Genomic DNA, 26,265 nt, shown 5'->3' with positions numbered 1-26,265 from the left:
CGTGGATAAAAAGAATTTTCACTGTTGAAGTGCTATTTTCCATATATACAAAAGAAAATCTTTTTATCACTCATTTTTTCTTCTGCTTTCTCCATTTTTCGTATCATACCTGCTCAGTTGGTATAATAAAATCTAAGGAGGTATATTGTTGCTTCGAATACCAGAAATGGAGTTTATAGAGTATTTTAATGCCCCCATCGAAAAAACCTGGACGACTTTTGTAAATCATTGCGGATGGGATCCATGGTTTACCGATGGTATGAAAATTGATCTTTATGAAGGAGGACAAATATATTTTCGCTGGAAGAGACTGACGCAAGGGCAGATTGTCGAAGATAAGGGAATCGTTATATCAATCATTCCTCATAAAATTATGGAATTCTGGTGGTATGAATATGACGATGGTTATAGATCAAGGGTAAAGATGACTTTTCAATCAGATGCAGCGAGGGGAACATGGGTGAAAATTGAGGACAGGGTTTTTGTTAGCAACGTCAACGAACTTGATATAGCTTTCGGATGTGCGTTTGGTTGGGGACAGATGCTTTGCCTTGCAAAGGCATATATAGAAAAAGGTGTAATCTTAATATAGGAGGGGATAATATGTTTAATATTTTTTTGCCAACAAAGATCATTTTTGGTCAGGGATCTGTCGAGCATCTCCCAGACTCAATCAAAAATCTCGGAAATAAGGCAATGATAGTTACAGGAAAAAAAAGCACGAAGCAAAGCGGTTTACTTGATAGAATTGTATCCTTATTGAAAAAAACAGATGTTGAGTCTGTTATTTACGACAAAATCCAGCCAAATCCAGTAAGTAATGATGTTGACGAAGCTGCTGAGATTGCAAAAAAAGAAAATGTCAAGTTTGTAATAGGCCTGGGTGGCGGAAGTGCTATTGATTCAGCAAAAGCTATTGCATTAACAGCTGCGATGGGTGGAAAATTTTGGGATTATGTCGAAGTAGGTGGTGGCAAAAAGCCGGACAAAGCATTACCTGTAATTGCAATACCAACAACTCATGGAACAGGAACTGAGGCTGACCCATTCGCAGTTATCACAAATCCAGAAACCAACGAAAAAGTAGGTATTGGCTATAGCGTTATATTTCCAAAAATCTCCATTGTGGATCCCGAAATTATGATAACACTTCCGAAAAATCAGACAGCGTACACTTCCCTGGACGCCTTTTATCATTCCCTTGAAGCATTTCTAAATATTGACGCCAATCCTTATTCAGATATCCTGGCCATTGATTCAATGAAAAGAATTGTGGCAAACCTGCCCATTGCTTATAGAAATGGTGCAGATATCTATGCAAGAACAAATCTTGCATGGGCAAGCACCGAAGCGGGAATCACCGAAACGCTTACAGGTGTAATCGCAAATCATGCAATAGAGCATGGGTTAAGTGGCTTTCATCCAGAACTTCCTCATGGTTTAGGACTATGTATAACGGGCCCTTATTTACTTGAGTATATCTTTGACGAAATTCGCGAAAGGCTTGCCATACTCGCTCATGAAGTTTTCAATATTGATGAATACAATACGACAACTGCTGCCAGAATTTTCATAGATATGCTCTTCGAATTCCAAGAGCTTTTCAGCCTGAATCAGAAACTTTCATCTCTTGGTTTCAAAGAAAAAGAGCTCGAAAATATAGCAAAAGTAGCTTACAGGGCAATGAAAGGTGTTGTGGTGAAAACTCCAAAGAAATTACAGGAAAACGATCTTCTTCAGATAATAAAAAAGGCATTTTGATCAATTTTAACACTTTTGCAACGTCCAGAGGCTAAGATATACAACTGTAAAGGCATAGAAGTGGCACAGGAGGTGATAAGATGCCGTTTTACAGATATGTATGTGAAAACTGCAATTCTCAAAAAACGGTATTTCACTCAATTAACGAAGACCCGGAGATTTTTTGCGAATGTGGAAAACAAATGAAACGTGCTATTTCGAGGGTAGGTATAATTTTCAAGGGAAGTGGTTTTTACAGTACAGATAGCAGAAAAAACGGAGTCCAATCATCTGAATCGAGTTCTGAATCAAAGAAAAAATCCGAGGAAAAAGTGGCTTAAAACGGGGCTTTAAGCCCCTATTTTTCACGAGGAGGGACTAATTTTGATCACGAAGAAAATAGATCATGTTGGTATCGCTGTGAGAGATGCTTCCAAAAGACTATCAGTTTATAGAGATTTTTTCAACCTTCAAAATATTCATGTGGAAGAAATTGCTGAAAGAGGTATAAGAGTTTACATGATACAAGTTGGAGAAAGTAAAATAGAACTACTGGAGCCGATGAATGAAAATTCTGAGATCAGCAAATTTCTTGACAGTAAAGGAGAGGGAATTCATCACATTGCTTTCAATGTTCTGGGAATAGATCAGGCTGCTGAACTTGCAAAAAGCAATGGGCTACAACCATTATCTGACAAACCTAAAGCTGGTGCGGAAGGTACGAAAGTTTTGTTCCTCCACCCAAAAACTACAGGTGGAGTTCTTATAGAGCTTGTTGAAGGTAATCACTGAGGAGGCGTGAAAATGGAAGAATTCATAAATAAACTTCATCAACTCGACCAACACATTGAAAAAGGCGGGGGAGATGACAGGATAGCGAAACAGCATGCCCAGGGGAAGCTCACCGCTCGCGAGAGAATTAGTTTGTTGCTCGATGCCGGTTCATTTGTTGAAATTGACAAATTTGTCAGGCACAGGTCAACATTGCTTGGCATGGATAAAGAAGACCTTCCGGCTGATGGAGTTGTAACGGGTATAGGAAGAATCGATGGTAGATCTGTAGCTATATTTTCACAGGATTTCACGGTAATGGGTGGCTCCTTGGGAGAGATGCATGCAAAGAAAATTATGAAGATTATGGATCTTGCAATGGAACTTGGAATACCGCTGATAGGTATCAATGACTCAGGTGGTGCAAGAATTCAGGAAGGCGTCGATTCATTGTACGGTTACGGTGGAATATTTTACAGAAATACAATTGCATCTGGATTGATACCACAGATAACACTGATAGCCGGACCTTGTGCAGGTGGAGCGGTTTATTCGCCAGCAATAACTGATTTCGTAGTGATGATTGACAAAACATCAAGGATGTTTATAACAGGTCCGAATGTTATAAAAGCTGTAACTGGAGAAGAAATAAGTCAGGAAGATCTTGGTGGTGGATATGTTCACAATGCTAAAAGCGGGAATGCCCACTTCCTTGCCTCCGATGAACAGGATGCTGTAAATATCGTCAGAAAGCTTCTTTCGTATATACCTCAAAATAACCTTGAAGAACCAGAGTGCATACCTGGAAATTATGAAACTACCATAAGTGAAGAGATACTCTCTACTGTACCTGTAGAATCAAATAAAGGCTACGACGTGCGCAACGTCATAAACCTTGTAGTAGATCAGGGGAGTTTTTTTGAAGTTCACAAACACTACGCCAAAAATATCGTGGTTGGCTTTGCAAGAATCTTTGGAAAAAGTGTAGGATTAATTGCAAACCAGCCATCAGTCCTGGCGGGTGCTTTAGATATAGATTCATCAGACAAAGCCGCAAGATTCATAAGATTTCTCGACGCTTTCAATATACCAATCGTTACATTTGTTGACACACCAGGATATTTACCTGGTGTCCAGCAGGAGCATGGAGGAATAATAAGGCATGGGGCAAAATTGCTTTATGCTTACAGTGAAGCAACTGTGCCAAAAATAACTGTAATACTCAGAAAAGCTTATGGAGGGGCTTACATTGCTATGGGAAGTAAGCATCTTGAAGCGGATTTTGTTGCAGCCTGGCCAACAGCTGAAATAGCTGTAATGGGCCCAGAGGGTGCTGCAAATATTATATTCAGAAAAGATATAGAAAGTGCACCAAACCCTGAAGAAAAAAGAAAAGAACTCGTTCAAATGTATAAAGAGACATTTGCAAATCCGTACGTTGCTGCTTCAAGAGGATATATTGATGCCGTTATTGATCCACGGCAGACCAGAGATTGGCTTATTAAAGTGATAGATATATGTCAAACGAAAGTCCGTTCCTTGCCAAAGAAGAAGCATGGTAATATCCCCTTGTGAGGTGATCAGATGTCTCTCGCTACTTATGTTTTAGTCGGTATAACGGCAGTTTTCTCTATATTTGTTGTGCTTTATACCATCTTTCGTCTGATGGAATTTTTATCGAGAGACTCAAAAACAAAACAAAAAAAATCAGAAACAGCTGATGAGAAGAAAACAGTTGAAAAACACGATGATACACACATTGCAATCATATCGGCAGTGATAAATGAAATTTTTGGAGAACCTGTCAAGATCAAATCAATTCATCTGTCAAAAAATTATTCATTCGATGACAGAACTGTGCAATGGAGAAGATATGGTTGGAAAGGAGCGAGAAGATGGCGCGCAAGTTCAGGGTGGTAGTTAACGGTAAAGAGTATATAGTTGAAGTTGAGGAGATAGGCTTATCAGGCGTGCAGCAACCAATTATTCGACAATCGACAATTCCAGTAGAAAAATCCGCTGAAAAAACCGTAATTGAACATAGTAAACCTGAACGGATAGAACCTCAGCCTGCTCAGCCATCTGCAACAGTCAGTGGTGTCGAGATTAAATCACCAATGTCTGGACTGATACTTAAAGTTCATGTAAGTGAAGGGCAAAAGGTGACCAGAGGGCAAAAGCTTATAGTCCTTGAAGCCATGAAAATGGAAAACGATATTTTATCTGATCACGATGGTACGGTAACAAAAGTACTCGTCAAAGAAGGGGACAATGTGGAAACTGGGCAGATCCTTTTGCAGATAGATTAAAGGAGGGACAAATATGGAACTTAAGGTAGTCAGTTTTTTACTTGGAGAAGAAAAATTTGCCTTGGATATAATGAGCGTTGATAGCATTGTCGAAATGGGGAAGATCGTAAAAATTCCTGAATCTGCTGATTATGTGGAGGGGATTATGAATCTCCGTGGCAATGTGATCCCAATCATAAATTTGAAGAAGAAATTCAAGATGAAAATTACAGACAGAGCTCCATCTTCAAAAATCGTAGTCATCAATCTGGACGACAGGAAGATTGGTTTACTTGTTGATCAGGTGCACGAAGTACTTACCATAACAGATAAACAGATTGAACAACCCCCTGCAGATCTTGGTAAAACAAAAACAAATATTGTCTTGGGTATAGCAAAATTTGAAGAAGACCTGTTGATCATACTCAATGGCAAGGAGCTCTTGACGAGCGAGGAACAGATTCAGCTTGAAGGGTTGACGAAACTGGCCTGAATCTAACAAACCATATATCCGGTTCAAAATTTCCTTCATAAACGCTGAACGCAACAACCTTACCATCCGGTGAAAAAACTGGATAAAAAGCGTCGTGCGGTATATCCTGCGTAATGCACCATTTTTCTTGAGTAAACAGATCTTTTACCCATATTGTATAGTAACCGGTTATGTTGCATGAATAAGCAAGATATCTACCATCTGGAGATATTGCAGGATCGTGTTCATTAAAAACTGTGTTTTCCACAACAGTAACAGTTCCATCCGAGGTTAACGCATATATCCCAAAATCAGATTCTTTCAACCCTACAAAATAAATGGTATCTTTATAAACTGTCGGAGAAAAAACCATTTCAAAGGGATAAGGTATTTCTATCTGTTTTCTTTTTTTGGCAATTGTGCTCAGCAAAAGCCGGTTCCCATATTCGCTATCCTGAACATAGAGAACTGTCCCATCATCATACCAGCAGGGATTATAAGCAGGATTGTTTCCAGCTGAAATCAACACAATATTTTTTGAATAATTTTCTAATGGCATAACATATATGTTCCAGAATCCATGGAGAGACCCTTGAAACAGTAAACGTTTTCCATCAGGTGAAAATCTTGGAAAATATTCGCTGCTTCCAGCTACAGGCAGGACCGTAATCTTGCCTGCTTGCAAATCAAGCAAGGCTATGTTTCGATTACCCGATAGCCTGTCTGTTATAAACGCAAAATATTTTCCATCCGGGCTGAAGCTACCATATTCATCAACGGATGGGTGATATGTAATACGAAGGTATTTTTCAAATTGATCGTTTTTAAGAAGCCAGAGAGAAACTTTTTCAAGAGGATAATGTGCACACTCTCTAACAAAATCTGAATATGGTCGCTGATCCTTAGGTGAGTAAGAGCACGAATAAGCAAGTTGTGTTTGATCATACCAGGAAGCATTGTATTTATTTTGAGTAGCATCATAAGTTGCGATAAAAGTTAGTTCGTAAACTGTGTCAATTTGCGTTGAATCTCCTGTTGCCAGAAGATTCGACCCATCAAGCGTTATTTCCAAATATGTCTTTTCCGGCAAAAGAGAAGAAATTACCTTTGACACATCTTCAACGAGAATTTTGGTATCTGCTGAAGATTTAAACTCAATTTTGAGTTGAACACCTGATAAACCACATACAAAAAAGCAAAAGAGTAAAAAAGCTATGATAAATCGTCTCATAATTTATATTTTATACCAGATCTGCTTATCCATTTATCCCAAAATCATTTTTATATATTTATGATAAAATCTCAAAAAGTTCTATAATTAGAAAATGTGAGATTTTCTCAAGATATCTTAAAGGATTTATTTATTGGGACGATTAATAATATAGATGAAAATATTTGGGGGTGGCGCAATGAGAATTAATCCTGTAAACGATGTTAACACTCATAATGTCCCACAGCAAAAAACTGCCCAAGCTGAAATTCATATCAAAAATAGGGAAAATTACGATAAAACAAATATAGAAACTGTCCTTGACGGCATAGAGAAATCTCTCGAGAAAATAAGAAGCTTTCTAAAAGCAGAAGCACAGTTTACAATAGATAGAGATTTGAATATGATAATAATCAAGATCAAAAATACTGAAACCGGTGAGATAATCAGGCAAATTCCACCAGAAGTAGCTGTGAAAATAGCAAAAAATCTTCAAGAATTAATAGGAATTCTTTTTGATGAAAGGGCGTGATGTAATTGGATCTGTCATCAATAGCAAGCACTATAAATTATAATTATCAAAGTTCGTCAAGTAGAATTCAGTTTGGAGGATTATTTTCAGGTCTGGATACTTCCTCTATTATTGATGCATTGCTTGCAACCGATATTGAAGCAGCTGAGCGATTAAATACCAAATATAAGCAGCTTGATTTGAAACAAAAAGCATACCAGCAACTCGATGATAAACTCGAGCAGTTTATGAATTTTCTAAGCAATTTTAAACTTCAATCGAATCTTTTATCAAAAAATGTGGAAACCAGTTCTACAATTCTTTCAGCCTCAGCAAATGCCAGTACTGCTAATGGAACTTATTATGTCAAGGTTCTTTCCTTAGCCACACGAAGCTCTCTCACTGGCGGTGGGACTATAGGTCCCGATAATATAAGTTCTTCTGCAACTTTTTCGAGCCTTATGTACAGATACACCCCGGCTGATTCTACGCTTAAGGTGCAGAAAGGATCAAGCACTTATGATTTATCAATAAGCACGACTGATACAATAGATGACATCATAGCTAAGTTTGAAACAATTTTTGGATCAGGAAATGTGATTTTCTCCGATGGAAAATTAAATATAACAAGCGATGAAGCTTTCGCAATCAGACAGACCCAGGGAACATTTATGCAAGTTTTCAATCTTGTTGATGCCCCTGTAGAGTTGAACGGGTCAACTTATTCAATGCAGAGTACAGCACATATAGGTGCCATTTCGGCTAACAAAAAACTGGGTGATATAGCATCTTATCGTGGTTTGTCATTGAATGACGGTCAAATTTCAATAAATGACGTGAGCATATCTTTCACAACCACTACAACTCTTTCTGAACTCATAAGCGCTATAAATAACAGCGATGCTGGAGTTACTGCAAGATACGATGAAAATAGTGACAAATTAATTTTGACCTCAGATTCAACTGGCGCAAACACTATATCTATAGATGACGGAGGTAGTGGACTTTCCCAATTGCTGCGTTTGGATACATCCACTTTCAATGTCGGTAGTTCCGCACATGTTCAGATAAGTACTGACAATGTCAACTGGACAGACCTATATTCGTCTTCCAATAGCTTTAAATACAACGGCCTAACTATTGATGTTCAGAACACATCAGAATCCACTCAAACAATCACTGTTGAAAACAATGTTGATGCTACAGTGGAGCAAATAAAGGAATTTGTCAATCAATGGAATGATATAATGAGCTATTTGTATGAAAAGCTGAATGAAACCGAAGTTACAGACAAAGATGAAGAAGAAATGACAGAAGAGGAAAAAATGCAAGGAATTTTGAATAATGACTCTTTCTTGCGCACTGTTTTTAATAAATTAAGAAACTACATTACCACGAGTATGCCTGGAGAAATCAAGTATCTGTGGGAAATTGGAATCAGTACCGGTTCATACGGTTATGAGAATATGGTCGTGGGAAAATTGGAAATAGATGAAGATAAGCTAAGATCGAAAATAGAAGAGAATCCAGAAGCAATCTGGGAATTTTTCGGTCAGAATGAAGAAAATACCGAAGGCTTTGCTCAGCAAATTCAGCAATATGTCAAGGAATTGACAAAATACGGAGGGCAAATTGACCAGGTTGCTGGTCTGAACGGAAGTATAAACAGAGAAAAACGCGTACTGGCTCAACAACTTGCAGACTGGATTGAGAGAATCCAGAAAAAGGAAGAGGACCTGTGGAGCAAATTCGCGACCATGGAACAAATTATAGCTCAAATGCAAGCTCAAAGTTCATATCTTTCACAGATATCTTCGAGTAGCTCAAGCAGTTAAGATGTCTTTTTCGTGAAAACAACGCTGAAATCTCCAGGATTGCTGCCTTCAAAACTGAAGCGAATTTTCTCAACAATAGTTGAAGATAAGGATTTCTTTATTTTTTCAGTGTAGCCAGATAGTCTTTGATGAAGAATCACCTTTACTGAAGAATATTCTGATATATTCTCTATCTTAGAGAGTTCGTTTATAACTCTTCTTACTACTATATGCGGTGAGACAACCCTGCCTGTACCTTTGCAAATTGGACAACCGGAAAAGAGCAACTGATCTATCGAAGGCGATCTCCTTTTTCTGGTCATTTCAAGAAGCCCAAGTTTTGTAAATCCAATTAACTCGATATGTGCAGAATCATTTCTTATAGCCTGTTGTAGTTCCTTAGTCAATCTATCATAATAAGTTTTCGATGGCATATCGATAAAATCGACTATAACTATACCACCTATATTTCTCAGGCGCAGCTGGCGCGCTATTTCGTAAGCCGCCTCAACATTTGTTTTGTAAGCAAGATCTGCATGATTTTTTTCACTGACAAAGCTCGCTGAATTCACATCAAAAACTGTCATTGCTTCAGTTGTGTCAAGAGCTATGTATCCTCCACTGGGTAAATGGATTATCCTTTCCTGAAGTTGCCCAATTTGACTGTATATGCAAAGCTTATCAAATAAATCTCCCTCAAAAAAATAGATCATCGGTTTTTTAGCAAGTCTTTTGCTGACTTCTTTTACCTTTTCGTAAATTTCTCGAGTATTCACATGCACCTCATCTATATCTTTGTTTAATCTCTCGCGGAGAATATAATCAACAGTTGTCGGCTCACGTCTGAGGAGCTTTATTTTTCTCGCCCTTTTAAAGCTTTGAAGGACTTTCCGCCATTCTGATTTGAGTTGATTAAACTCTTCTGCAACATATTCTTCTGGTACGAATTCCGCGGCAGTTCTTATCACAACACCATCATTCTTTGCGAGTGACCTTGAAAGTTCCTGAAGTCTCACACGCTCTTTTGGTTCCTGAACTTTTTTAGAAACCCCTCTCACTTTTGAGAGGGGAAAATATACCAAGAATCTTCCGGCTAAGGATATTTTTCCTGTCAATTGAGGACCTTTAGTGCCTATTGCGTCATGTTTCACCTGCACCAAAATCTTTATACCCTCTTTCACGGGACTCTTGGTCACTTCGGATATATACTGCTTTGTAATATCTGTCAGCTTTAAAAAACCATTGCGATTTCCGCCTATATTTACGAAAGCCGCATTTAAACCTGGAATAATTTTTTCAATTCGACCGACATATATGTTTCCAGAAAGCGACTCATCCTCTTCACTAAAGATCTCCTGGAGAACACCATCAGAGAGTATGGCGACATTAACCTTTTCCTCCTGAATATTTATCACAAGTTGATTAGCCATGTTTTTCACCACATCTCAGTCTACAAATTCAAACAATCCTATTTTTCCATCCTTTCGTATATACAACAAATTTATCTCGTTTGTTTCTGAATTTCTAAACACAAAAAACTGCCTTTCCATAGTTTTAAATTGAAGAATGGCCTCCTCGAGTGGCATAACAGATAAAGGTACTCTTTTTGCTTCATAAACTTCTGATCCCTCTTCCTCGAATTCATATGTATCACTGATGCTGGGAATCTTTTCGACAGGCATTCTGTGCCTTTCACGAACAGTTGATTTGATCTTTTTAACCCTTTTTTCAAGCGCATCAGATAATCTATCAATAGCAGTGTAAAGGTCCGGATCTTTTTCCTGGACCACAATGATATTGCCTTTGAAGTTTATGTTTGCCTTCAAAACATAATTAATTGCATCCTTCTCTGCTCTTATTTCGGCGGAAACGATATCATTTTCTTTTAAAACACGATCTACTTTTTGAAATCTCTTCTCCAAATACTCTTCTATCGCTGGTGAAGAGTCAAAACCTTTGGTTGAAAAAATGTAATTCACACGCTCACCTCCTCAAGTAATTGCTTCCTTGATTTTACATAGCTCTCAACGGAAGATATGTACTGCTCTTGATGGAAGGTAAGATATCCAAAAAGTGTTATCAAAGAATAAATAATCACATTAGCATCTACTTCAAAGTTAAAAATTTTCGTCTTGGAGAACTCAGCTATCTTTGGCATTTTTGAGAAAAATATCAGTTCATCGTTTTCGTACTCCTTCATTGAGTTAAAGAAAAAATAATATGCCAGGCTTAACCCAACCAGAGTTACCAGAAACCCAAAAGGTACAAACAGACTTATGACCAACCCAGCAGTCGTAACAGCCGTTCCAAGATTTATCAGAGTTTCATCTGATCTAATCGCAATACTTGCATATTCAGGTATCTTCTCGATAAGTTCTCTGCGAAGTTCTTTTATTACAAAACTCCACCTGATCACAACAAAAAGCAGTGATAAACCAGAGAAAATCGACATTCCCTGCGTTAATCCGAGAAAACGATTGGCAGAAAGGGCTAAAAGATAATCAGCAGAAACAACTATTATTGAAGCAATCAATCCCAAAATATTGGAAATGAAAAAAATCAGCATAGAATAAGAATAAAAATCAGATGACGGCAAAGTTTTCCTATTAAAAAATGGCAATACAAATTTTTCCACAATCATCCCCCCTTCAAAAGTGCTGCCATAATTGATATGATCGCAAGAACAACGCAGAGCAAAACAACAAGCAGCATTTCTTTTGAGATCTCAGAAAAAGTTTTTCGAAAAATCAAAATAGAAACCACCAGCAATCCTATGCCACCTATCGCAAGAAAATATGGCATATTCTACTTTCCTGCCCTCACATCTGCTTCAATTTTCGTGTTTCTATAAAGTTGATCCTGATACTCCAGAAGCTTTTTCGCCCTTTCCTGAGCATTTTTGAAAACATGTGGGTCCAGATCTTCCACAGGAACAACAATGCTTGAAACAACTGTTACTTTTTGACCGTCGCAGTGAATATATCCACCATACGTAGCAAAGGTTTTTTCTTCACTTTCCGTAACGACTCTCACGTAGTCAATTGCAAGTTGAGCAACAATAGGTGCTCTTTTTGGAAGTATCCCCATCGATCCATCAACTGTTCTGAAACTCATGAATTTTGCTTTTCCAATCCAGCAAACCGTTGAAGGAGAGAGTATCTCAACCTCTATCATGCAGCACTTCCTTTCAATCTTTCTGCTTTTTGAACAGCTTCATCAATTGTTCCAACCATAAAGAACGCCTGCTCAGGTAAGGAATCGTGCTTTCCTTCGAGTATCTCCTTAAAGCCTTTCACTGTTTCTGATATGGGTACATATTTTCCATTTGCGCCTGTGAATCTCTCAGCCACAAAGAACGGCTGGCTTAAAAAACGTTGAATTTTTCTTGCTCTCTGAACAATCAATTTATCCTCCTCTGTCAATTCTTCCATACCAAGAATAGCTATTATATCTTGGAGATCCTTATACCTCTGAAGAACCTCCTGAACACCCCTTGCAACCTGATAATGCTCCCAGCCTATAACTGCTGGATCAAGTATTTTCGAAGTTGAATCAAGAGGATCAACAGCAGGATATATACCAAGCTCAGCAATCTTTCTTGATAAAACCACCGATGCATCAAGGTGGGAAAAAGTCGTCGCAGGTGCTGGGTCTGTTATGTCATCTGCGGGAACATATATTGCCTGCACCGATGTTATGGACCCTTTCTGGGTCGAAGTGATTCTTTCCTGCAATTCTCCCATATCCGTTGCCAATGTTGGCTGATAACCCACTGCCGATGGCATCCTTCCAAGCAAAGCAGACACTTCACTACCAGCCTGTACGAATCTAAAGATATTGTCTATAAATAAAAGCACATCTCTGCCTTCCACATCGCGAAAGTACTCAGCTATAGTCAGAGCAGTCAGACCTACTCTGAATCGGGCTCCTGGTGGCTCATTCATCTGCCCAAATACCAGAACAGTATTCTCAAGTACGCCTGCTTCCTGCATTTCAAGCCACAGATCATTTCCTTCCCTTGTTCGTTCTCCAACACCTGCAAAAACAGAAAAACCCTTCTGCTCAATTGCAATGTTTCTTATAAGCTCCATAACTAATACAGTTTTTCCAACGCCTGCACCACCAAAAAAACCTATCTTACCACCCTTAGGAAAGGGGGCAAGCAGATCAATCACTTTGATGCCTGTCTCAAGTACCTCAATTTCTGTTTTCTGCTCAGTAATCTTCGGTGCCGGTCGATGAATAGGCCAGTAATCCTCTGCCTGTATATCTCCTTTTTCATCAATAGGTTTTCCAACAACGTTTAGAATTCTTCCAAGAACACCTTTTCCAACGGGCGCAACAATTGGTTTACCTGTGTCCACTACCTCAAGTCCACGAGTTAAACCATCAGTTGAATCAAGAGCAACAGCTCTGACAGTATTATCTCCTATAAGTTGTTCAACCTCCAGGATCAGTTTTTCCCCATTTTGAGGATTGGTAACTTCTAAAGCATTGTATATGTCTGGAAGTTCCTTTTCATCAAATTTGACATCAACAACAGGTCCTATGATTCTGACTATGTATCCTTTTCCAGCCAAAGAAATCGCCTCCTTACTCTTCCTTCAGTGCTTCAGCGCCTGTCACAATTTCTATAAGTTCCTGTGTTATTGACGCTTGTCTGGCTTTATTATATTCCAGAGTGAGAGTTCTTATCATCTCTCTGGCGTTTTCCGTAGCATTTCTCATGGCATTTTGCCTTGCGTACATCTCGCTGACTTTTGTTTCATAAAGAAGTGAAAATATCTTTGTGGCTACATAAAAATTGGCAAAGTTTGCGGCAAGCTCTTCTGAAAATGGTTCATATTCATATCTCTCAATATTTTTTCCTCCAGCTATCGGAGTAAGTTGAACACAAGTAGGTCTTTGAACAAGTCTATTAACAAATTTCCCATATATAATATGTACATTTCCTGATATCTTCAGTAAATCCTCCATCAAAGCAGCTGCAACATTAAATGCTGGTGTTTCATATATTCTCTGATAAGATTTTGCGAGCTTTTTGTTTGAAGAAAAATGCGCCGTTGCTTTGCTGCCAACGGTAATCAGTATTTCAAAATCTTTAAGTCTGCGTTCAGTTTCTCTTATGATTTCTGCATTGAATGATCCACATAGACCCATATCTGAACTTACAACAACAAGAACAGGCTTTCCGCTTCCAATAACAAACGGATGATCACACGAGGAAAAATCTATTCGATCTTTCAGAACTTCAACAGAACTGGCAAAAGTTTTTGCTTTTCTGAAACCTTCTTCTAACTTTCTGACACGTGCTCTGGCAACCATTTCCATTGCACGCGTTATTTTCATCAGCGCTGACGTTGATTGAATGCGAGCCTTTACCGATCTTAATTTTCCTCTGCTCATTATTCATGCCATCCTTCCAGAAACTCCTGAATAGATTTTTTCAACTCATCTTCCACTTCTTGAGTTAATTCTTTCTTTTCCGATATCAATTTGAGCAGGGAAGATTTAGACGTTCTCATATAATCAAGAAATTCCTTTTCAAATTTTCTCACAGATTCAACCGGAAGCTCATCTAAATATCCTCTAACGCCCGCATAAAGAACCACAACTTGTTCTTCAACTGGTAGTGGGCTGTACTGGTCCTGTTTGAGTAACTCCTGCAAATGTTGCCCGCGGACAATCTGGGCTCTCGTAGCAGGATCCAATTCAGATGCAAACTGCGCAAATGTTTCAAGCTCTCTAAATTGCGCAAGATCTATTCTCAACATTCCGGCAACTTGTTTCATAGCTCTTATTTGGGCTGAACCTCCCACCCTTGACACAGACAATCCAACATTTATAGCCGGTCTGAATCCAGAATAGAAAAGTCCGGGTTCGAGGTATATTTGACCATCCGTTATAGATATAACATTGGTGGGAATATAGGCAGAAACATCGTTTGCCTGAGTTTCTACTATTGGAAGCGCTGTTAAAGAGCCTCCACCCATTTTGTCATCGAGCCTTGCAGCTCTTTCAAGAAGTCTTGAATGCAGATAAAATATATCTCCCGGGTAAGCTTCTCTTCCCGGTGGTCTTCTGAGAAGCAAAGATAGCTGTCTATAAGCCGCTGCATGCTTTGATAAATCATCGTAAACTACAAGAGCATCTTTTGAATTGTACATAAAATATTCTCCCATAGCACAGCCAGCATAAGGAGCAATGTATTGAATTGGTGCAGGATCTGAAGCAGATGCAACAACTACTGTAGTATATTCCATAGCACCAAATTCTCTGAGCTTATCAACTATTCTGGCAACTGCGGCTGTCTTCTGTCCTATCGCTACATATATGCAATAGACCCCTTTTCCTTTTTGATTTATGATGGTATCTATGGCAATAGCTGTTTTTCCTGTTTGCCTATCACCAATTATCAACTCTCGCTGTCCACGACCTATTGGGATCATGGCATCTATAGCCTTAATCCCAGTTTGCAGAGGGGTGTTCACAGGACGTCTATATATAACACCGGGCGCCTTGATTTCGATCTTGCGCGTATGTTTAGCCTCTACTGGGCCAAGACCATCAAGTGGCTCTCCAAGGGGATTCACAACTCTACCTAAGAGTTCCTCGCCAACTGGTACCTCAATAATCTTTTTAAGCCTTTTAACAATATGACCTTCTTTTATTTGAGAATAAGGTCCTAATAAAATAACACCAACATTATCCTCCTCAAGATTAAAAGCAAGTCCCTTCACGCCGGTCTCAACGAATTCAACAAGTTCATCAGCCATAACACTATTTAATCCGTAAACCCTTGCTATTCCATCTCCAATCTGGACAACTCTTCCTGTTTCCTGAAGGTCTATCTCTTCTTTAAACTCCTTTATTCTATCCTCGAGCACCTTTGTTATTTCTCCAGGGCTAATTCTCAACTACATCACCTCTCTTTGAAGAACATGGCGGGTTACATTTCTAATCCTTCCAGCCACAGAAGCATCAAAGGTTTTTCCTTCACATTCTATAACTACACCAGCTATCAGGGATTCATCAATTCTGGTTTCAAAAACAGGATTTCTTTTTGTATACTTCCTGACAAAGTCAGTGATAACTTTAAGTTCTTCTTCAGAAAGCTCATAAGCAGTTGTAAGGAAGACAGGTACTTTCATTTCAGATTCAATTTTCATGTTCTTATAGTATTGCAAAATGGCAGGTAACACTGATTGCCTTCTTTTCTCAAAAACTATTTTCAAAAAATTCCAGAAAGGCTTGTCAAAATGAGCCCCTATTTGATTAATAAACTTGGTAATTCTATCAACATGTTCTGCTGCGCCAATTGTTGGATCATCAAAAAATTGCTTTGCTTTCTGATAAAGTTGAACAACTACAGCAAGTATATCCCCGTATTCTTCTGTTTTTTCCAATTCAACTGCAACATTTAACAGAGCTCTGGCGTACTTGGCTGCAATCTGCGAATATCTCATTTTTCTTTCTCCTTATTGAGAATATTAATCAAATATTCCCTTTTTGCCTTTTCGTCAAGTACTCCTTGCAGGATCTTAAGTGCTAATGTTACTGCTATCTCTCCGGCTCTCTTTTCAATTTCCTGTAAAGCTTGTTTTTTCTCACGTTCAATTTCATTTCGAGCTGAATTCAAAACTTTCTCGGCTTCCTCACGGGCTTTGACCTTAGCTTGGTTTATGATCTCTTCGCTTTTCTGCCTTGCTTCTGAAATGATTCCATCTGCAGATTTTCTTGCGCTTTCAAGAGCATCATGAGCCTGCTTTTTCATCTCTTGAGCTTCTTTGAGCTCTTTTTCTGCACTGGCAAGATCAGATTGTATTTTTTCCCGTCTTTTATCGGCTATTTGCAGGAAAGGCTTGTACAGAAATTTGTAAAGAACAAACAGTAAAATTAGAAAATTCAGTAATTGAATAATACCCGTGAGGTTGAGCTCAACAAATCCCATTTCAAGTCCTCCTCAGAGCACAAAGAGTATGAGAATAGATATCAGCAAGGAATACAAACCGGTTGTCTCACAGACTGCCTGAGAAAGCAACATTCTTGTAGTCAAAACGCCTATCAATTCTGGTTGGCGCGCCATTGCTTGCATAGCTCCATCGCCAACATGTCCTTCACCAATACCCGGGCCTATAGCTCCCGCACCCATACATATTCCTGCTCCTATAAATTTTCCCATTTGAATCAATGCTTCCGCAAGACTTGGAGAAACATTCTCCACAAGAATCCCTCCTTCTTAGGATAAGGCAGATGATATATAAGCAATCGCAAGCACTGTAAAAACAAGAGCCTGTATAACACCTACAAACAGTCCAAAAAATCCCCACAGAATAACGGGCAAAAACAGATATTTTGCCATGTAAGCTAAAAGATATGTGAGCAAAGCTCCCCCAGCGATATTTCCAAAGAGCCTCAGAGAGTGTGATATTGGTTTTGATAGTTCTCCTATAACGTTCATTGGAAACATAAAAGGAATTGGCTCAAACCATGACTTTGCCCACGATTTAATTCCCTTGGATTTTATCGCAAATACTTGACTGATGATAAATACAAAAACAGCTAAAAAAGCATTAGTGTTTATATCCGCAGTTGGAGAAAACCACGTGTCGGAAAAAAGGTGAATTTTTTCGACAGTTCCTTGAGCGTTTGCCTCTATAGATATGCCAGGGATGGCACCACCAAGTATATTGGAAAAAACTATGAATATAAATAATGTACAGGCTATATAAAAAGTTGGCCTCACAAAACGTTGATCTGGAACAGCATCCTCAACCATGTTATACACAAACTCCAAAAGTGATTCCACGAGCGACTGCTTTCTATCCGGAACAACCTGTGGTTTTCTGAGCCTCAAGGCAATCAGGATTATGGCAGCCATGATGCCCCATGTCATAAATATTGTCAAAGGGTTGATTCTTGAAAAAATGCCTTTCCCGAATGGAAGATCCACAACCCAGCGATTGGCAACATTTTTAAATGCTTCCCCCATGTTTTGTTTAGAAAGGTAAATTGCATTCAAAACTCCTACGACTATGTAGACTACGAGAAAAATTGCCAGTAAAACCTTCGCCCTTTTATCTAAACTGATCTTCACTCAGTCACCTCCAGGACAAAAAAGCAGCAATTTTTTCGTTCATCAAACCAAAAAAAGCTCCAAAAAGAGCTGGTAAAGAAAAAATTGACCCAAAAACCATAACAGCACCACTAAAAGTATACCGCGACAAATATCCTGTTAAGGACATCTTCCTTCTTTTCTTAACACATTTTTTAACATCGTACCACAGAGAAACTATATTGACACAGGCACCGATTGTGCCAGCAAGTACTCCCATGGCACCTCTGTATCCAAATAACATGAAAAAAACGACAATCTCAACGGATCCCAGAATCATCACGTTTGTTATCATCTTCTTTATCGTGCTTGTCATATTTATCGGCTTCCTTCAACAAATATTTGAAACCATTATACAAACCCGATGCTATTCCAAGTAAAACAAAAACTATTAAGAAAACACCATTCTTAAAAGTCCATTTGTCAATGTAATAGCCTATCAATGTTCCAACGATGATGTTGGAAATAACTGTCACGCCAAAATTTAAAACCACACTGTACTTGTTCAAGTCTTTCCGCACTTGACGGATCCCTTCACAGAAAGGATTGTCTCTACATCGTCGTCAGATGCGACACTGACGGGCAATTGAAGTGTTAGTCCTTCAACGGATATCTTTAATTCACGTCCTGTGACAACAGTGGGCGGACTAATAACTATTTTGCAACCAATTTTTTCTAAGTTCATAGCCAAAGCTCCAGCAATCATGTTTCCAAGCTCTCCAATAGCACTCATTGCAAGCTCGTCCAGGTTTTCGTACGGCATGTTCATCATTTTTGAAACAATCTTCAAAGCTGTGTCCGGGTTAAAAGAATATATCAAATTTCCTTCAACTCCACCAACAAAGCCTATGAGTGTTATCAAATCGAATTTAGGTTTTATTTCTTTCAGTACGCCTGGTTTACCCACCGTCGGTTTTTCACCAATCAGCACTTCCAGAGTATTAACAATTGCTGCAATAAGTGCATTTATAACTCTTGCGTCCAAGCTAAAACCTCCTTTTTATTCCCAGCTATCTGAGATTTTCAAATCCACCTTTAAAGGCACAGATAACCTGACAACGTTTTCCATGGAATCTCTAACCAGATTCTTAACAATCTCAACTTCTTCATCAGGCACCTCAAAAACAAGCTCATCATGAACTTGAAGTATCATCTTAGATTGCAATCTCATTTGTTTTATTTTATCATACAGATTTATCATGGCGAGTTTCATTATATCTGCTGCCGTCCCCTGAATAGGAGTATTAATAGCTATTCTTTCTCCCTCTTGTCTTACAGAAGCATTTTTTGACCTTAATTGAGGTACCTCTCTTCTTCTGCCAAACATTGTTCTGACATAGCCATGGGTTTTTGCATACGAGACAATCTTGGCAAAATATTCCTTAACAGACGGGTACAACGAAAAATACTCCCCTATGAATTTTTGAGCTTGATCGTAGCTCAAACCTGTTCTTTGTGAAAGTCCATAAGGCGATACACCATATATAACAGAAAAATTAACCATCTTTCCAATTGAACGCATCTGTGGAGTCACCTGGTTTTCAGGTACCTGGAAGATTCGGGATGAAGTAAAGTTATGTATATCTTCATCTTTTTTGAATGCTTCAATCAAATTCTGATCATTGCTCAAATGTGCAAGAACCCTGAGTTCTATTTGAGAATAATCAGCACTCAAAATCTTCCAACTATCTCTCTGAGGTACCACAGCTTTCCTTATCTCCCTGCTCTCTTCTTGCTTACTTGGCAAATTTTGCAGATTTGGATCACTGCTACTTAACCTTCCGGTTGCCGTACCAGTTTGATGAAATGAAGAATGGATTCTTCCTGTTTCTGGATGCACAAGTTTTGGTAAAACATCCAGGTACGTAGATTTAATCTTCTGATATTTTCTGTACTCGAGAATTAATCGAACTATAGGATGTTCTTCCGAAAGCTCCTCCAAAACATCAGCACGAGTCGAGGGTTCGCCAGTCGATGTCTTTTTCGTTGGCTGTATTTTTAATTTATCGAATAGTATGTGAGCAACCTGCTTAGGGGAATTCAAATTAAAAGCCTCTCCAGCATGATTGTATATCTGCTGTGAAAGTTCATTCATCCTGGCAGCATACTTCGAAGAAAGATCTTTCAAATAATCAATATTCATGTAGACACCTTCAAGCTCCATGTGAACAAGAACAGGTATCAAAGGCATTTCTATCTTTTCAAGCACTTCAAGCAAATCTGCCTCGTGTAGTTTTATATTCAAAATCTCGTACAGCCTGCGTGTTATATCAGCATCCTCTGCCGAGTACTTAGTTGCATCTTCTACTGAAACATCTGCAAATGTCACCGCACCAAACAATGGGGAAGTATCCTTAAATAACTCCTCGAAACTGATCATTTTGTAATTCAAAAATTTCATTGCAAGCTCATCCAAATTGAATCTTTTTTCATCTGGATTAAGCAGATACGCAGCTATCATTGTATCAAAAGATGGTCTAACAGGTTCAATACCATGCATTTTAAGAACACTGTAATCGTATTTGAGATTCTGACCTATTATTTTTGCACTTTGGTTCTCTAATATACTTTTTAAATTGTTGAGCGCCGACTTCTTATCAACATTTGGTCCGTTTTTGTGAGCCAAGGGTACATAATAGCTTTCTTTGCTGGGTAATGAAATCGAAAAGCCTATTATCTCGGCATCTATTGGAGAAAGAGAATCTGTCTCAAGATCCAAAACAAAATACTGGCTTTTCTTTATCTTCTCAAAAAGTTCATTGAGAGAATTATTATCCTTTACAGCTATATAAGGAGTCTTCTGATCCTGCTGAGTATAAAGACCAAGTTCTTTCATAATACTTGAAAATTCCATCTCTCTAAGAAATTCAACTAACTCCTTTTCTTTATAGCCGGCGTATTTCAAATCATCCCATGTAAGTCTCAAATCAAGATCGGTCATAAGTGTTACAAGTTGCTTGCTTTTGAACGCGTCATCTTTGCCCCGAGAAAGCAATTTACCTATTCTGCTGTTTTCGTCAATTTTCCCATATATTTCATCAAGATTCCCAAATTTTTCAATGAGCTCAGCAGCGGTTTTCATGCCAATTCCTTTAACACCCGGGACATTATCAACACTATCCCCCATCAGCGCGAGAAGGTCTACTATTTTGGATGGTTCTACCCGGTACTTTTCTATTATTTTTTTCTTATCGTAAAATTCAAGGTCAGTTATGCCTTTCGATGGGCGCCAAACTTTGATCTTATCGTTTACTAACTGGAACATGTCTTTGTCACCAGATATAATAAAAATGTCTTCAAATTCTTTTTCTCCCATTCGGGCAAGTGTGGCTATAACGTCATCTGCCTCACATCCTTCATATTCTAAAACTTTTATGCCAAGGGCCTGCACACCCCTTTTGATATATGGAAGTTGCTGTATCATCGCATCTGGTGTTTGGGGACGATGTGCTTTGTACTCCTCCAGTAACTCATGCCTGTAAGTGCGTGTCTTTGTGTCCATTGCAAAAGCAGTATAATCACCAATTTTAACGTAATCTTTCAGAAATCTTATAAGCATTCTCAATACGCCATAAGTAGCATTTGTAGGAATGCCAGAAGTAGTAGATAATGATTGATCAAGGGCATAATAAGCCCTGTAGGCGAGTCCTGTACCATCAAAGAGAAATAGTTTTGCCATCTTTTTCATACTCCCTGAGCTCTTCAAGAATCTCAACAGCTTTTCTGAGATGTGGTATAACTATAGAACCTCCAACTATCAGAGCAACATTAAATAATTCAAAATATTCCTCATCTGTTGTTCCAAGTTGAAAAAGCCTGATCATATGATATGTAATACAATCATTGCATCTGAGAACCATCGAGGCAACAAGCCCTAACATTTCCTTTGTCTTGGTGTCAAGTGCTCCCTGTTCGTAAACCTGTGAATCAAGATTCATGAATCTTTTCGTATGAAGATTTCCTTTTTTATTTATCAAATCATTGAGCTTTTGCCTATAGGAGATGAAATCTTTTAACATAACCTATCACCTCACAGCTTTAAAGGTTCATCATGAGTAAAAACAATCCAATCGCAGTTTTTTGATGCCTGTCTTACAAAATGAGCTGCTTCATCATTTCTATACCCTTTTGCAATTTCATAATAATCAACCTTTGTATAGCATATGTCACCAGGCATAAATATTTTACCCATATTTTCGCTCTCTATTACTAACGACACATGATCAGACGAATGGAATGGTGAATAGAAAATTTCAACAAATCCAAAAAGCTTTTCCCCTCCCGAGAGCATATTCACATGATTCCAGCCGGAAACCACCATACTGTAAAGCTGTCCGGTGATGGGACCAAAAGAAGAATAATCACGTGCTCTGTATTTTTGATGAACATGAACCATAGCATTTCTAAAAAATATAGAATTAAAGATATGGTCCATATGAACATGAGTCAAAATTATATCTGTTATGTCCTCTGGTAAAATATTCCTCGCTTTTAAACTCTGCTCGAGTGATTGCCACGTTACAAAGCTTCCTGGGTCAATAAGCATTTTTTTATTTTCATCATAAAGTAAACACACGGTTGAATATGGTGCCATGACATACGGAGCACTTCGCAAGGTGCCCCCTACCACAAGAATATCAACTCTCACCAGTACTCACCTCACTAAAAAAGACAGAAATCCTGCTAAAAGACAATAATAAGAAAACAATTTCAGTTTGCCTGTCAAAACACTTTTCTTGAGAATAAAAAGAGCAATTATGCCAACAACAAAAGCTGTAAGAGCCAGGTGAATTTGGCTCATCCTCATCTCTGAGATTTTCATCAGTCCTGCGCCTGCCGTAACAGGTAAAGCTAATAAAAAAGAATAAGAGAGGGAATCTTCTCTTTTGAAACCAAGCAGCAGAGCACCTGCTATAGTTGAACCGCTTCTGGATATACCTGGTAAAATAGCCAGAGCCTGAAATAAACCTATGAAAAGAGCGTCGATAAAAGACATCTGTTCCAAAGTTTTCTCGCCATTTTTTGAAGAACTCAGCATCAAAAGTAGGCTCGTCGTGCAAAAAAATATTGGAAGTAGCTCAATATTACTAAAAGTTTGCTCGATTTTATTCTCGAAGGTTATGCCAATTAAAGCTGCTGGTAATGTTGATATGAATAAATTGAAAATTATTTTTATATTTTTCAAGGCTCTTATTATTGAATAAATAGCAAAGATAAACACTGCTGCAAGTGTTCCAAGATGAAGCATCGCTGCGAAAGCTATATTGATATCTGTTTTCAACAGATTGGCAAATAAAACAATATGACCCGAGCTTGATACAGGTAGAAATTCTGTCAGCCCTTGGATAATAGCAAGAAAGAAATCTTTCAGAATCCTTCCTCCCTTGTTATTCTGTCATATTCGATTCCAAAAATCTTCAATGTCTTTGCCAGCTCCTCAGGCTCGCACGTATCGACTTTTATCGAAACTCTTCTGAAACCATCTTCTTTAATTGTATTTACAGACAGAACATTCATTTTGTTTTGAGCGAGCACGTCGAATATCTCTTTAAGCTGTCCCGGCTTATCCTCGAGTTTCATAAGAACTCTCGTTCCAGGTTCATCCATTGCGGTTATGGCGACAAAAGCTTCTAATATCTCCGACAAGGTAATTATTCCCTTAACATTTAACTCCTGATCAACAACTGCAAGGCACGCTTCATGCGACTCTCTAAAAGTCAGTGCTGCTTCTTCGATATAACTGTCTTCATAAGCATAGAAATCAGGAAAAACAACATGATCAAATACACTGCTGTCAAGTTCCGAATCAGCCAGGTTGCTCTTATAAACAAAACCTTGAAATTTTCCAGCTTCATCTGTTGTAACACAGTAATCCACTTTGTACTTTCTCATCACCGATAAGGCTTCTTGGACCGTAGAATTAATTCTGATAGATGGGAAATCCTGATTCATCCAGTACTTTACAAACATAACCTTACCTCCCTTGTTTTTGTCAATCGTGTTCTTTTAACCAGTTTGACGCAATTTGTTTTGTCTCTTCTCCCTGGGCTATCCATTGTGGATGAGGTTCCATAAGGATTATTTTCTCATAAAGTTGTTTTGCCTTTTGAAAGTATTTTTCCCTATCCTCCGATTTTCTTGCTATTTCAGACCATTGTTCATACAGCACAGCGAGTTCGTAATAAGAATTGACATATGCAGGTTCAACTTCAATCGCCTTAAGAAAGTACTGTTCAGATTTTCTGAAATCTCTAAATGGCCAGGGTGTATCCCTGTAGCGCATACCCATAGCTACAAGAGCTGTGTAGTTATTCGGATCAAGTTCGATTGCTTTTAAAATATATTTATCAAAATCACCAAGCATAAACAAACTCTGTATGATTCCCTTGTACTGGGCTAAGCGCCCTATTGCTGCTCCTGTAACATAGTTTGCGTATGAACTTTCTGGAAGCAATTCGACCGATTTTTTACCGACCTCTACTGCCCTTTCATATATTTTTTCTCTTTCTTCTTGAGAGATTTTAGCCCAGTTTGCATACTCCGTCAGCGCTTCGCAGAGTATGGCGAGTGTTTTGCCATCTTGTGGCATTTCTTCCAGTTCCTGGATGAGTTGCCACATTTCTTTCTCCATTCTGTGAGACCTGTATTCGATTAATCTGCTTTCTACGTTGATTGCGGCTGGAAAGACCGTTATAGATAGCAGCAGAGTTACTATGGTCGCTACCACTGTTTTCATTTTTCAACACCCCCAATTCTTCTTTACTAAACTATCATACCTTATCTTAGTAGTATATATAGTATATAGGTGGTAAGTTTTGTAACATAAGTTGCGTAATTCCCATAAATTGTGAAAAAGATCTGCTTGGGGGGGTGGTAGATAAAGTGGTAGATAAGTGGTAGATAAATGGTAGATAACTTCTGAAAGGCTCTCTAAGAGCCGTTTTTATGGTGGTAGAAAACTCATAAGTATGATCAACAGCTGATAAAAAGCTTTCCGGACTGAAATGGTATAAATTTGACATCTGCCTGTTTTTTTCTATTTAATAGCATTTTCAGGTTATCTACCATCTATTTTTATAGGATTAATGAGCAATTTGGAAGTTATCTACCACTTATACTACATTTTGTATTGAGTTATCTACCACCCAATATATGGGTAGTTATTTTTGTTAGATACTCGAGCTTTATGTGGTAAAATCTAATGAAACTGATGTTTTGGCTTGTCCGGAGAGGTGGTGGAACGAGTGGCAAAGGTGATTGTTGTCACTTCGGGAAAAGGTGGTGTTGGTAAAACTACCATAACGGCGAACCTTGGTTGCACACTTGCAAAACTCGGTGAAAAGGTTTGCTTGATAGATGCAGATATAGGTTTGAAAAATCTTGATGTTGTCCTTGGGCTCGAAAATAGAGTGGTTTATACGCTTGTTGATGTAGTCAACGGAAAAATCAATGCTCAGGAGGCACTGGTTCGGCATAAACAGATGAGGAATTTGTATCTTCTCGCAGCTTCCCAGGTGGCAACCAAAGAAATGGTTTCTCCTGAAGATATGAAGGCAATTGCCAAAACTTTGTATCCGGTTTTTGATTACATACTTATTGATTCCCCAGCAGGTATAGAGAGAGGGTTCAGAAATGCTGTTGCTCCTGCGGAAATCGCCCTGATTGTAACAACTCCAGAGTTACCAGCTATTTCTGATGCAGACAGGGTTGTGGGGCTTTTAGAAAATTTCGGTTTTAGTGATAAATCTATGAAGGTCATACTTAACAGATTCAAGATCAAAATGGTGAAAGCAGGTGAAATGCTTACTCAACAGGATGTTGAATCAACGCTCGCTCTGGAGATTCTGGGAGTTGTCCCTGATTCCGAGGAAGTCATAATAGCCACAAACAAGGGGCTACCGGTTGTTTTGAATGGAGACATGACTGTTTCGAAGGTTTTCGAAAATATAGCAAGGCGTTTGAAAGGTGAAAGCGTCCCTGTAGATAACGACATTTCTCAAATGTCAGAGAAGGGATTTATGACATTTTTCAGGAACCTTTTTAACAGGAAAAGGGGATGATGATCCGTGTGGTTCTTCGGACTCTTCAAAAAGAAAAAACGAGAGAAAAGTAGAGAAACTGCTTACAAAAGGCTTGAGACAATACTTGAAAGAAGGCGGCCAGTTGCTGTTACGGAGGTTATTCCAAAGCAGGAATTTGAAGAAAATTCCGAAAAAATTAAGGAGAGAATTGTCGATTGGGTTAGCGATACATTCAAAGTTGATCGTGAAAGAGTGAAAGTGGAGTTCGAAGAGCACAACGGGTACATAGTTATCATAACAAATGTTCTCTTTGAATAGTGAGG

34 protein-coding genes are annotated in these 26,265 nt (G+C 38.6%); 12 read left to right on the top strand and 22 right to left on the bottom strand.

Annotated elements, in window-relative coordinates; translation table 11 throughout:
- Nucleotides 1-148 precede the first annotated feature (148 nt).
- The 8 genes from TLET_RS00935 (at nucleotide 149) to TLET_RS00900 (ending at nucleotide 5,292) form a co-directional block, all read left to right on the top strand.
- Nucleotides 149-592: an SRPBCC family protein gene (locus TLET_RS00935; RefSeq protein WP_012002232.1), complete on the top strand. Its 444-nt coding sequence runs from the start codon at nucleotides 149-151 to the stop codon at nucleotides 590-592.
- An 11-nt stretch (nucleotides 593-603) separates the two neighbouring features.
- The gene (locus TLET_RS00930) at nucleotides 604-1,761 is read left to right on the top strand and encodes an iron-containing alcohol dehydrogenase (protein ID WP_012002231.1); all 1,158 of its coding nucleotides are present in this window, start codon (nucleotides 604-606) and stop codon (nucleotides 1,759-1,761) included.
- A gap of 80 nt (nucleotides 1,762-1,841) precedes the next feature.
- Entirely contained in the window at nucleotides 1,842-2,081 is a 240-nt protein-coding gene (locus tag TLET_RS00925; RefSeq protein ID WP_012002230.1) for an FmdB family zinc ribbon protein, read from the top strand.
- 43 nt (nucleotides 2,082-2,124) lie between these two features.
- Nucleotides 2,125-2,532, top strand: coding sequence for a methylmalonyl-CoA epimerase (mce, locus tag TLET_RS00920; protein ID WP_012002229.1), 408 nt, complete (start codon nucleotides 2,125-2,127; stop codon nucleotides 2,530-2,532).
- Between the two features lie 12 nt (nucleotides 2,533-2,544).
- Complete coding sequence (locus TLET_RS00915) at nucleotides 2,545-4,086, top strand: acyl-CoA carboxylase subunit beta (protein WP_012002228.1); 1,542 nt, start codon at nucleotides 2,545-2,547, stop codon at nucleotides 4,084-4,086.
- 9 nt (nucleotides 4,087-4,095) lie between these two features.
- On the top strand, nucleotides 4,096-4,431 hold the full coding sequence (locus tag TLET_RS00910) for an OadG family protein (protein ID WP_012002227.1): 336 nt from the start codon (nucleotides 4,096-4,098) through the stop codon (nucleotides 4,429-4,431).
- On the top strand, nucleotides 4,407-4,820 hold the full coding sequence (locus TLET_RS00905) for a biotin/lipoyl-containing protein (RefSeq protein WP_012002226.1): 414 nt from the start codon (nucleotides 4,407-4,409) through the stop codon (nucleotides 4,818-4,820). The genes TLET_RS00910 and TLET_RS00905 overlap by 25 nt, the downstream gene beginning before the upstream one ends.
- Before the next feature lie 13 nt (nucleotides 4,821-4,833).
- The gene (locus TLET_RS00900) at nucleotides 4,834-5,292 is read left to right on the top strand and encodes a chemotaxis protein CheW (RefSeq protein ID WP_012002225.1); all 459 of its coding nucleotides are present in this window, start codon (nucleotides 4,834-4,836) and stop codon (nucleotides 5,290-5,292) included.
- Here the strand turns inward: TLET_RS00900 and TLET_RS00895 are convergent.
- Entirely contained in the window at nucleotides 5,225-6,502 is a 1,278-nt protein-coding gene (locus tag TLET_RS00895) for a TolB family protein (protein ID WP_012002224.1), read from the bottom strand. The two genes, TLET_RS00900 and TLET_RS00895, sit on opposite strands and share 68 nt — an antisense overlap.
- Nucleotides 6,503-6,680: 178 nt before the next feature.
- Here TLET_RS00895 and TLET_RS00890 point away from each other — a divergent pair, with 178 nt between their 5' ends.
- Nucleotides 6,681-7,013: a flagellar protein FlaG gene (locus TLET_RS00890; RefSeq protein WP_012002223.1), complete on the top strand. Its 333-nt coding sequence runs from the start codon at nucleotides 6,681-6,683 to the stop codon at nucleotides 7,011-7,013.
- A gap of 5 nt (nucleotides 7,014-7,018) precedes the next feature.
- Nucleotides 7,019-8,827, top strand: a complete 1,809-nt coding sequence (gene fliD, locus TLET_RS00885) for a flagellar filament capping protein FliD (protein ID WP_012002222.1) — start codon at nucleotides 7,019-7,021, stop codon at nucleotides 8,825-8,827.
- Here the strand turns inward: fliD and TLET_RS00880 are convergent.
- Genes TLET_RS00880 through TLET_RS00785 form a run of 21 tightly spaced genes read right to left on the bottom strand, consistent with a single transcriptional unit; the run spans nucleotide 8,824 to nucleotide 24,657 of the window.
- On the bottom strand, nucleotides 8,824-10,236 hold the full coding sequence (locus TLET_RS00880; protein ID WP_012002221.1) for an Rne/Rng family ribonuclease: 1,413 nt from the start codon (nucleotides 10,234-10,236) through the stop codon (nucleotides 8,824-8,826). The genes fliD and TLET_RS00880 overlap by 4 nt on opposite strands.
- A gap of 15 nt (nucleotides 10,237-10,251) precedes the next feature.
- The gene (gene hpf, locus TLET_RS00875; protein ID WP_012002220.1) at nucleotides 10,252-10,785 is read right to left on the bottom strand and encodes a ribosome hibernation-promoting factor, HPF/YfiA family; all 534 of its coding nucleotides are present in this window, start codon (nucleotides 10,783-10,785) and stop codon (nucleotides 10,252-10,254) included.
- Nucleotides 10,782-11,441 (bottom strand): hypothetical protein, encoded by a 660-nt coding sequence (locus TLET_RS00870; RefSeq protein WP_041428356.1) that lies wholly within the window; start codon nucleotides 11,439-11,441, stop codon nucleotides 10,782-10,784. The genes hpf and TLET_RS00870 overlap by 4 nt, the downstream gene beginning before the upstream one ends.
- A gap of 2 nt (nucleotides 11,442-11,443) precedes the next feature.
- Nucleotides 11,444-11,608 carry a hypothetical protein gene (locus TLET_RS10910; protein ID WP_154654497.1) on the bottom strand — a complete coding sequence of 55 codons (165 nt, stop codon included), beginning with the start codon at nucleotides 11,606-11,608 and terminating at the stop codon, nucleotides 11,444-11,446.
- 3 nt (nucleotides 11,609-11,611) lie between these two features.
- Nucleotides 11,612-11,980 (bottom strand): ATP synthase F1 subunit epsilon, encoded by a 369-nt coding sequence (locus tag TLET_RS00865; protein WP_012002218.1) that lies wholly within the window; start codon nucleotides 11,978-11,980, stop codon nucleotides 11,612-11,614.
- Nucleotides 11,977-13,392: a F0F1 ATP synthase subunit beta gene (atpD, locus tag TLET_RS00860; protein WP_028843544.1), complete on the bottom strand. Its 1,416-nt coding sequence runs from the start codon at nucleotides 13,390-13,392 to the stop codon at nucleotides 11,977-11,979. Before atpD ends, TLET_RS00865 begins: the two co-directional genes overlap by 4 nt.
- Before the next feature lie 7 nt (nucleotides 13,393-13,399).
- The gene (atpG, locus tag TLET_RS00855; RefSeq protein ID WP_012002216.1) at nucleotides 13,400-14,212 is read right to left on the bottom strand and encodes an ATP synthase F1 subunit gamma; all 813 of its coding nucleotides are present in this window, start codon (nucleotides 14,210-14,212) and stop codon (nucleotides 13,400-13,402) included.
- On the bottom strand, nucleotides 14,212-15,723 hold the full coding sequence (atpA, locus tag TLET_RS00850; protein ID WP_012002215.1) for a F0F1 ATP synthase subunit alpha: 1,512 nt from the start codon (nucleotides 15,721-15,723) through the stop codon (nucleotides 14,212-14,214). Before atpA ends, atpG begins: the two co-directional genes overlap by 1 nt.
- Nucleotides 15,724-16,272, bottom strand: a complete 549-nt coding sequence (locus tag TLET_RS00845) for a F0F1 ATP synthase subunit delta (RefSeq protein WP_012002214.1) — start codon at nucleotides 16,270-16,272, stop codon at nucleotides 15,724-15,726. It abuts the gene before it with no gap.
- Entirely contained in the window at nucleotides 16,269-16,757 is a 489-nt protein-coding gene (gene atpF / locus TLET_RS00840; RefSeq protein WP_012002213.1) for a F0F1 ATP synthase subunit B, read from the bottom strand. The genes TLET_RS00845 and atpF overlap by 4 nt, the downstream gene beginning before the upstream one ends.
- A gap of 12 nt (nucleotides 16,758-16,769) precedes the next feature.
- Nucleotides 16,770-17,030 (bottom strand): F0F1 ATP synthase subunit C, encoded by a 261-nt coding sequence (locus TLET_RS00835; protein ID WP_012002212.1) that lies wholly within the window; start codon nucleotides 17,028-17,030, stop codon nucleotides 16,770-16,772.
- A 15-nt stretch (nucleotides 17,031-17,045) separates the two neighbouring features.
- Nucleotides 17,046-17,903, bottom strand: coding sequence for a F0F1 ATP synthase subunit A (atpB, locus tag TLET_RS00830; RefSeq protein WP_012002211.1), 858 nt, complete (start codon nucleotides 17,901-17,903; stop codon nucleotides 17,046-17,048).
- A 4-nt stretch (nucleotides 17,904-17,907) separates the two neighbouring features.
- Nucleotides 17,908-18,237 carry an ATP synthase subunit I gene (locus tag TLET_RS00825; protein ID WP_012002210.1) on the bottom strand — a complete coding sequence of 110 codons (330 nt, stop codon included), beginning with the start codon at nucleotides 18,235-18,237 and terminating at the stop codon, nucleotides 17,908-17,910.
- On the bottom strand, nucleotides 18,182-18,442 hold the full coding sequence (locus tag TLET_RS00820; RefSeq protein WP_012002209.1) for an AtpZ/AtpI family protein: 261 nt from the start codon (nucleotides 18,440-18,442) through the stop codon (nucleotides 18,182-18,184). Before TLET_RS00820 ends, TLET_RS00825 begins: the two co-directional genes overlap by 56 nt.
- Nucleotides 18,427-18,906 carry a chemotaxis protein CheX gene (locus TLET_RS00815; RefSeq protein WP_012002208.1) on the bottom strand — a complete coding sequence of 160 codons (480 nt, stop codon included), beginning with the start codon at nucleotides 18,904-18,906 and terminating at the stop codon, nucleotides 18,427-18,429. The genes TLET_RS00820 and TLET_RS00815 overlap by 16 nt, the downstream gene beginning before the upstream one ends.
- 15 nt (nucleotides 18,907-18,921) lie before the next feature.
- Nucleotides 18,922-21,600: a DNA polymerase I gene (gene polA, locus TLET_RS00810; RefSeq protein ID WP_012002207.1), complete on the bottom strand. Its 2,679-nt coding sequence runs from the start codon at nucleotides 21,598-21,600 to the stop codon at nucleotides 18,922-18,924.
- Nucleotides 21,578-21,940: a carboxymuconolactone decarboxylase family protein gene (locus TLET_RS00805; RefSeq protein WP_012002206.1), complete on the bottom strand. Its 363-nt coding sequence runs from the start codon at nucleotides 21,938-21,940 to the stop codon at nucleotides 21,578-21,580. The genes polA and TLET_RS00805 overlap by 23 nt, the downstream gene beginning before the upstream one ends.
- A gap of 11 nt (nucleotides 21,941-21,951) precedes the next feature.
- Nucleotides 21,952-22,569, bottom strand: a complete 618-nt coding sequence (locus TLET_RS00800; protein WP_012002205.1) for an MBL fold metallo-hydrolase — start codon at nucleotides 22,567-22,569, stop codon at nucleotides 21,952-21,954.
- A gap of 6 nt (nucleotides 22,570-22,575) precedes the next feature.
- Nucleotides 22,576-23,271 (bottom strand): undecaprenyl-diphosphate phosphatase, encoded by a 696-nt coding sequence (locus TLET_RS00795; protein WP_266105302.1) that lies wholly within the window; start codon nucleotides 23,269-23,271, stop codon nucleotides 22,576-22,578.
- Between the two features lie 17 nt (nucleotides 23,272-23,288).
- Nucleotides 23,289-23,891: a CBS domain-containing protein gene (locus TLET_RS00790; protein ID WP_012002203.1), complete on the bottom strand. Its 603-nt coding sequence runs from the start codon at nucleotides 23,889-23,891 to the stop codon at nucleotides 23,289-23,291.
- A gap of 22 nt (nucleotides 23,892-23,913) precedes the next feature.
- Entirely contained in the window at nucleotides 23,914-24,657 is a 744-nt protein-coding gene (locus TLET_RS00785) for a tetratricopeptide repeat protein (RefSeq protein WP_012002202.1), read from the bottom strand.
- Nucleotides 24,658-25,165: 508 nt separating this feature from the next.
- Between TLET_RS00785 and minD the strand changes: the two genes are divergently transcribed.
- Entirely contained in the window at nucleotides 25,166-25,981 is an 816-nt protein-coding gene (minD, locus tag TLET_RS00780) for a septum site-determining protein MinD (protein ID WP_012002201.1), read from the top strand.
- Nucleotides 25,982-25,987: 6 nt separating this feature from the next.
- Nucleotides 25,988-26,260: a hypothetical protein gene (locus TLET_RS00775; protein ID WP_012002200.1), complete on the top strand. Its 273-nt coding sequence runs from the start codon at nucleotides 25,988-25,990 to the stop codon at nucleotides 26,258-26,260.
- The last annotated feature ends 5 nt before the right edge of the window (nucleotides 26,261-26,265 follow it).

The organism is Pseudothermotoga lettingae TMO (assembly GCF_000017865.1).
GTDB classification, from domain to species: Bacteria; Thermotogota; Thermotogae; order Thermotogales; family DSM-5069; genus Pseudothermotoga_B; species Pseudothermotoga_B elfii.
This window is presented reverse-complemented; position numbering and strand designations above follow the sequence as displayed.

Excerpts from the sequence above, each read along its gene's own strand:
- TLET_RS00895 (WP_012002224.1), bottom strand. The coding sequence starts at position 6,502 with ATGAGACGATTTATCATAGCTTTTTTACTCTTTTGCTTTTTTGTATGT.
- TLET_RS00890 (WP_012002223.1), top strand. The coding sequence starts at position 6,681 with ATGAGAATTAATCCTGTAAACGATGTTAACACTCATAATGTCCCACAG.
- TLET_RS00845 (WP_012002214.1), bottom strand. The coding sequence starts at position 16,272 with ATGAGATATTCGCAGATTGCAGCCAAGTACGCCAGAGCTCTGTTAAAT.
- TLET_RS00925 (WP_012002230.1), top strand. The coding sequence starts at position 1,842 with ATGCCGTTTTACAGATATGTATGTGAAAACTGCAATTCTCAAAAAACG.
- TLET_RS00805 (WP_012002206.1), bottom strand. The coding sequence starts at position 21,940 with ATGTTAAAAGATTTCATCTCCTATAGGCAAAAGCTCAATGATTTGATA.
- atpF (WP_012002213.1), bottom strand. The coding sequence starts at position 16,757 with ATGGGATTTGTTGAGCTCAACCTCACGGGTATTATTCAATTACTGAAT.
- TLET_RS10910 (WP_154654497.1), bottom strand. The coding sequence starts at position 11,608 with ATGCCATATTTTCTTGCGATAGGTGGCATAGGATTGCTGGTGGTTTCT.
- TLET_RS00900 (WP_012002225.1), top strand. The coding sequence starts at position 4,834 with ATGGAACTTAAGGTAGTCAGTTTTTTACTTGGAGAAGAAAAATTTGCC.
- TLET_RS00825 (WP_012002210.1), bottom strand. The coding sequence starts at position 18,237 with ATGACAAGCACGATAAAGAAGATGATAACAAACGTGATGATTCTGGGA.
- TLET_RS00865 (WP_012002218.1), bottom strand. The coding sequence starts at position 11,980 with ATGATAGAGGTTGAGATACTCTCTCCTTCAACGGTTTGCTGGATTGGA.
- TLET_RS00915 (WP_012002228.1), top strand. The coding sequence starts at position 2,545 with ATGGAAGAATTCATAAATAAACTTCATCAACTCGACCAACACATTGAA.
- TLET_RS00785 (WP_012002202.1), bottom strand. The coding sequence starts at position 24,657 with ATGAAAACAGTGGTAGCGACCATAGTAACTCTGCTGCTATCTATAACG.
- TLET_RS00910 (WP_012002227.1), top strand. The coding sequence starts at position 4,096 with ATGTCTCTCGCTACTTATGTTTTAGTCGGTATAACGGCAGTTTTCTCT.
- TLET_RS00905 (WP_012002226.1), top strand. The coding sequence starts at position 4,407 with ATGGCGCGCAAGTTCAGGGTGGTAGTTAACGGTAAAGAGTATATAGTT.
- polA (WP_012002207.1), bottom strand. The coding sequence starts at position 21,600 with ATGGCAAAACTATTTCTCTTTGATGGTACAGGACTCGCCTACAGGGCT.
- TLET_RS00930 (WP_012002231.1), top strand. The coding sequence starts at position 604 with ATGTTTAATATTTTTTTGCCAACAAAGATCATTTTTGGTCAGGGATCT.
- TLET_RS00790 (WP_012002203.1), bottom strand. The coding sequence starts at position 23,891 with ATGTTTGTAAAGTACTGGATGAATCAGGATTTCCCATCTATCAGAATT.
- atpG (WP_012002216.1), bottom strand. The coding sequence starts at position 14,212 with ATGAGCAGAGGAAAATTAAGATCGGTAAAGGCTCGCATTCAATCAACG.
- TLET_RS00880 (WP_012002221.1), bottom strand. The coding sequence starts at position 10,236 with ATGGCTAATCAACTTGTGATAAATATTCAGGAGGAAAAGGTTAATGTC.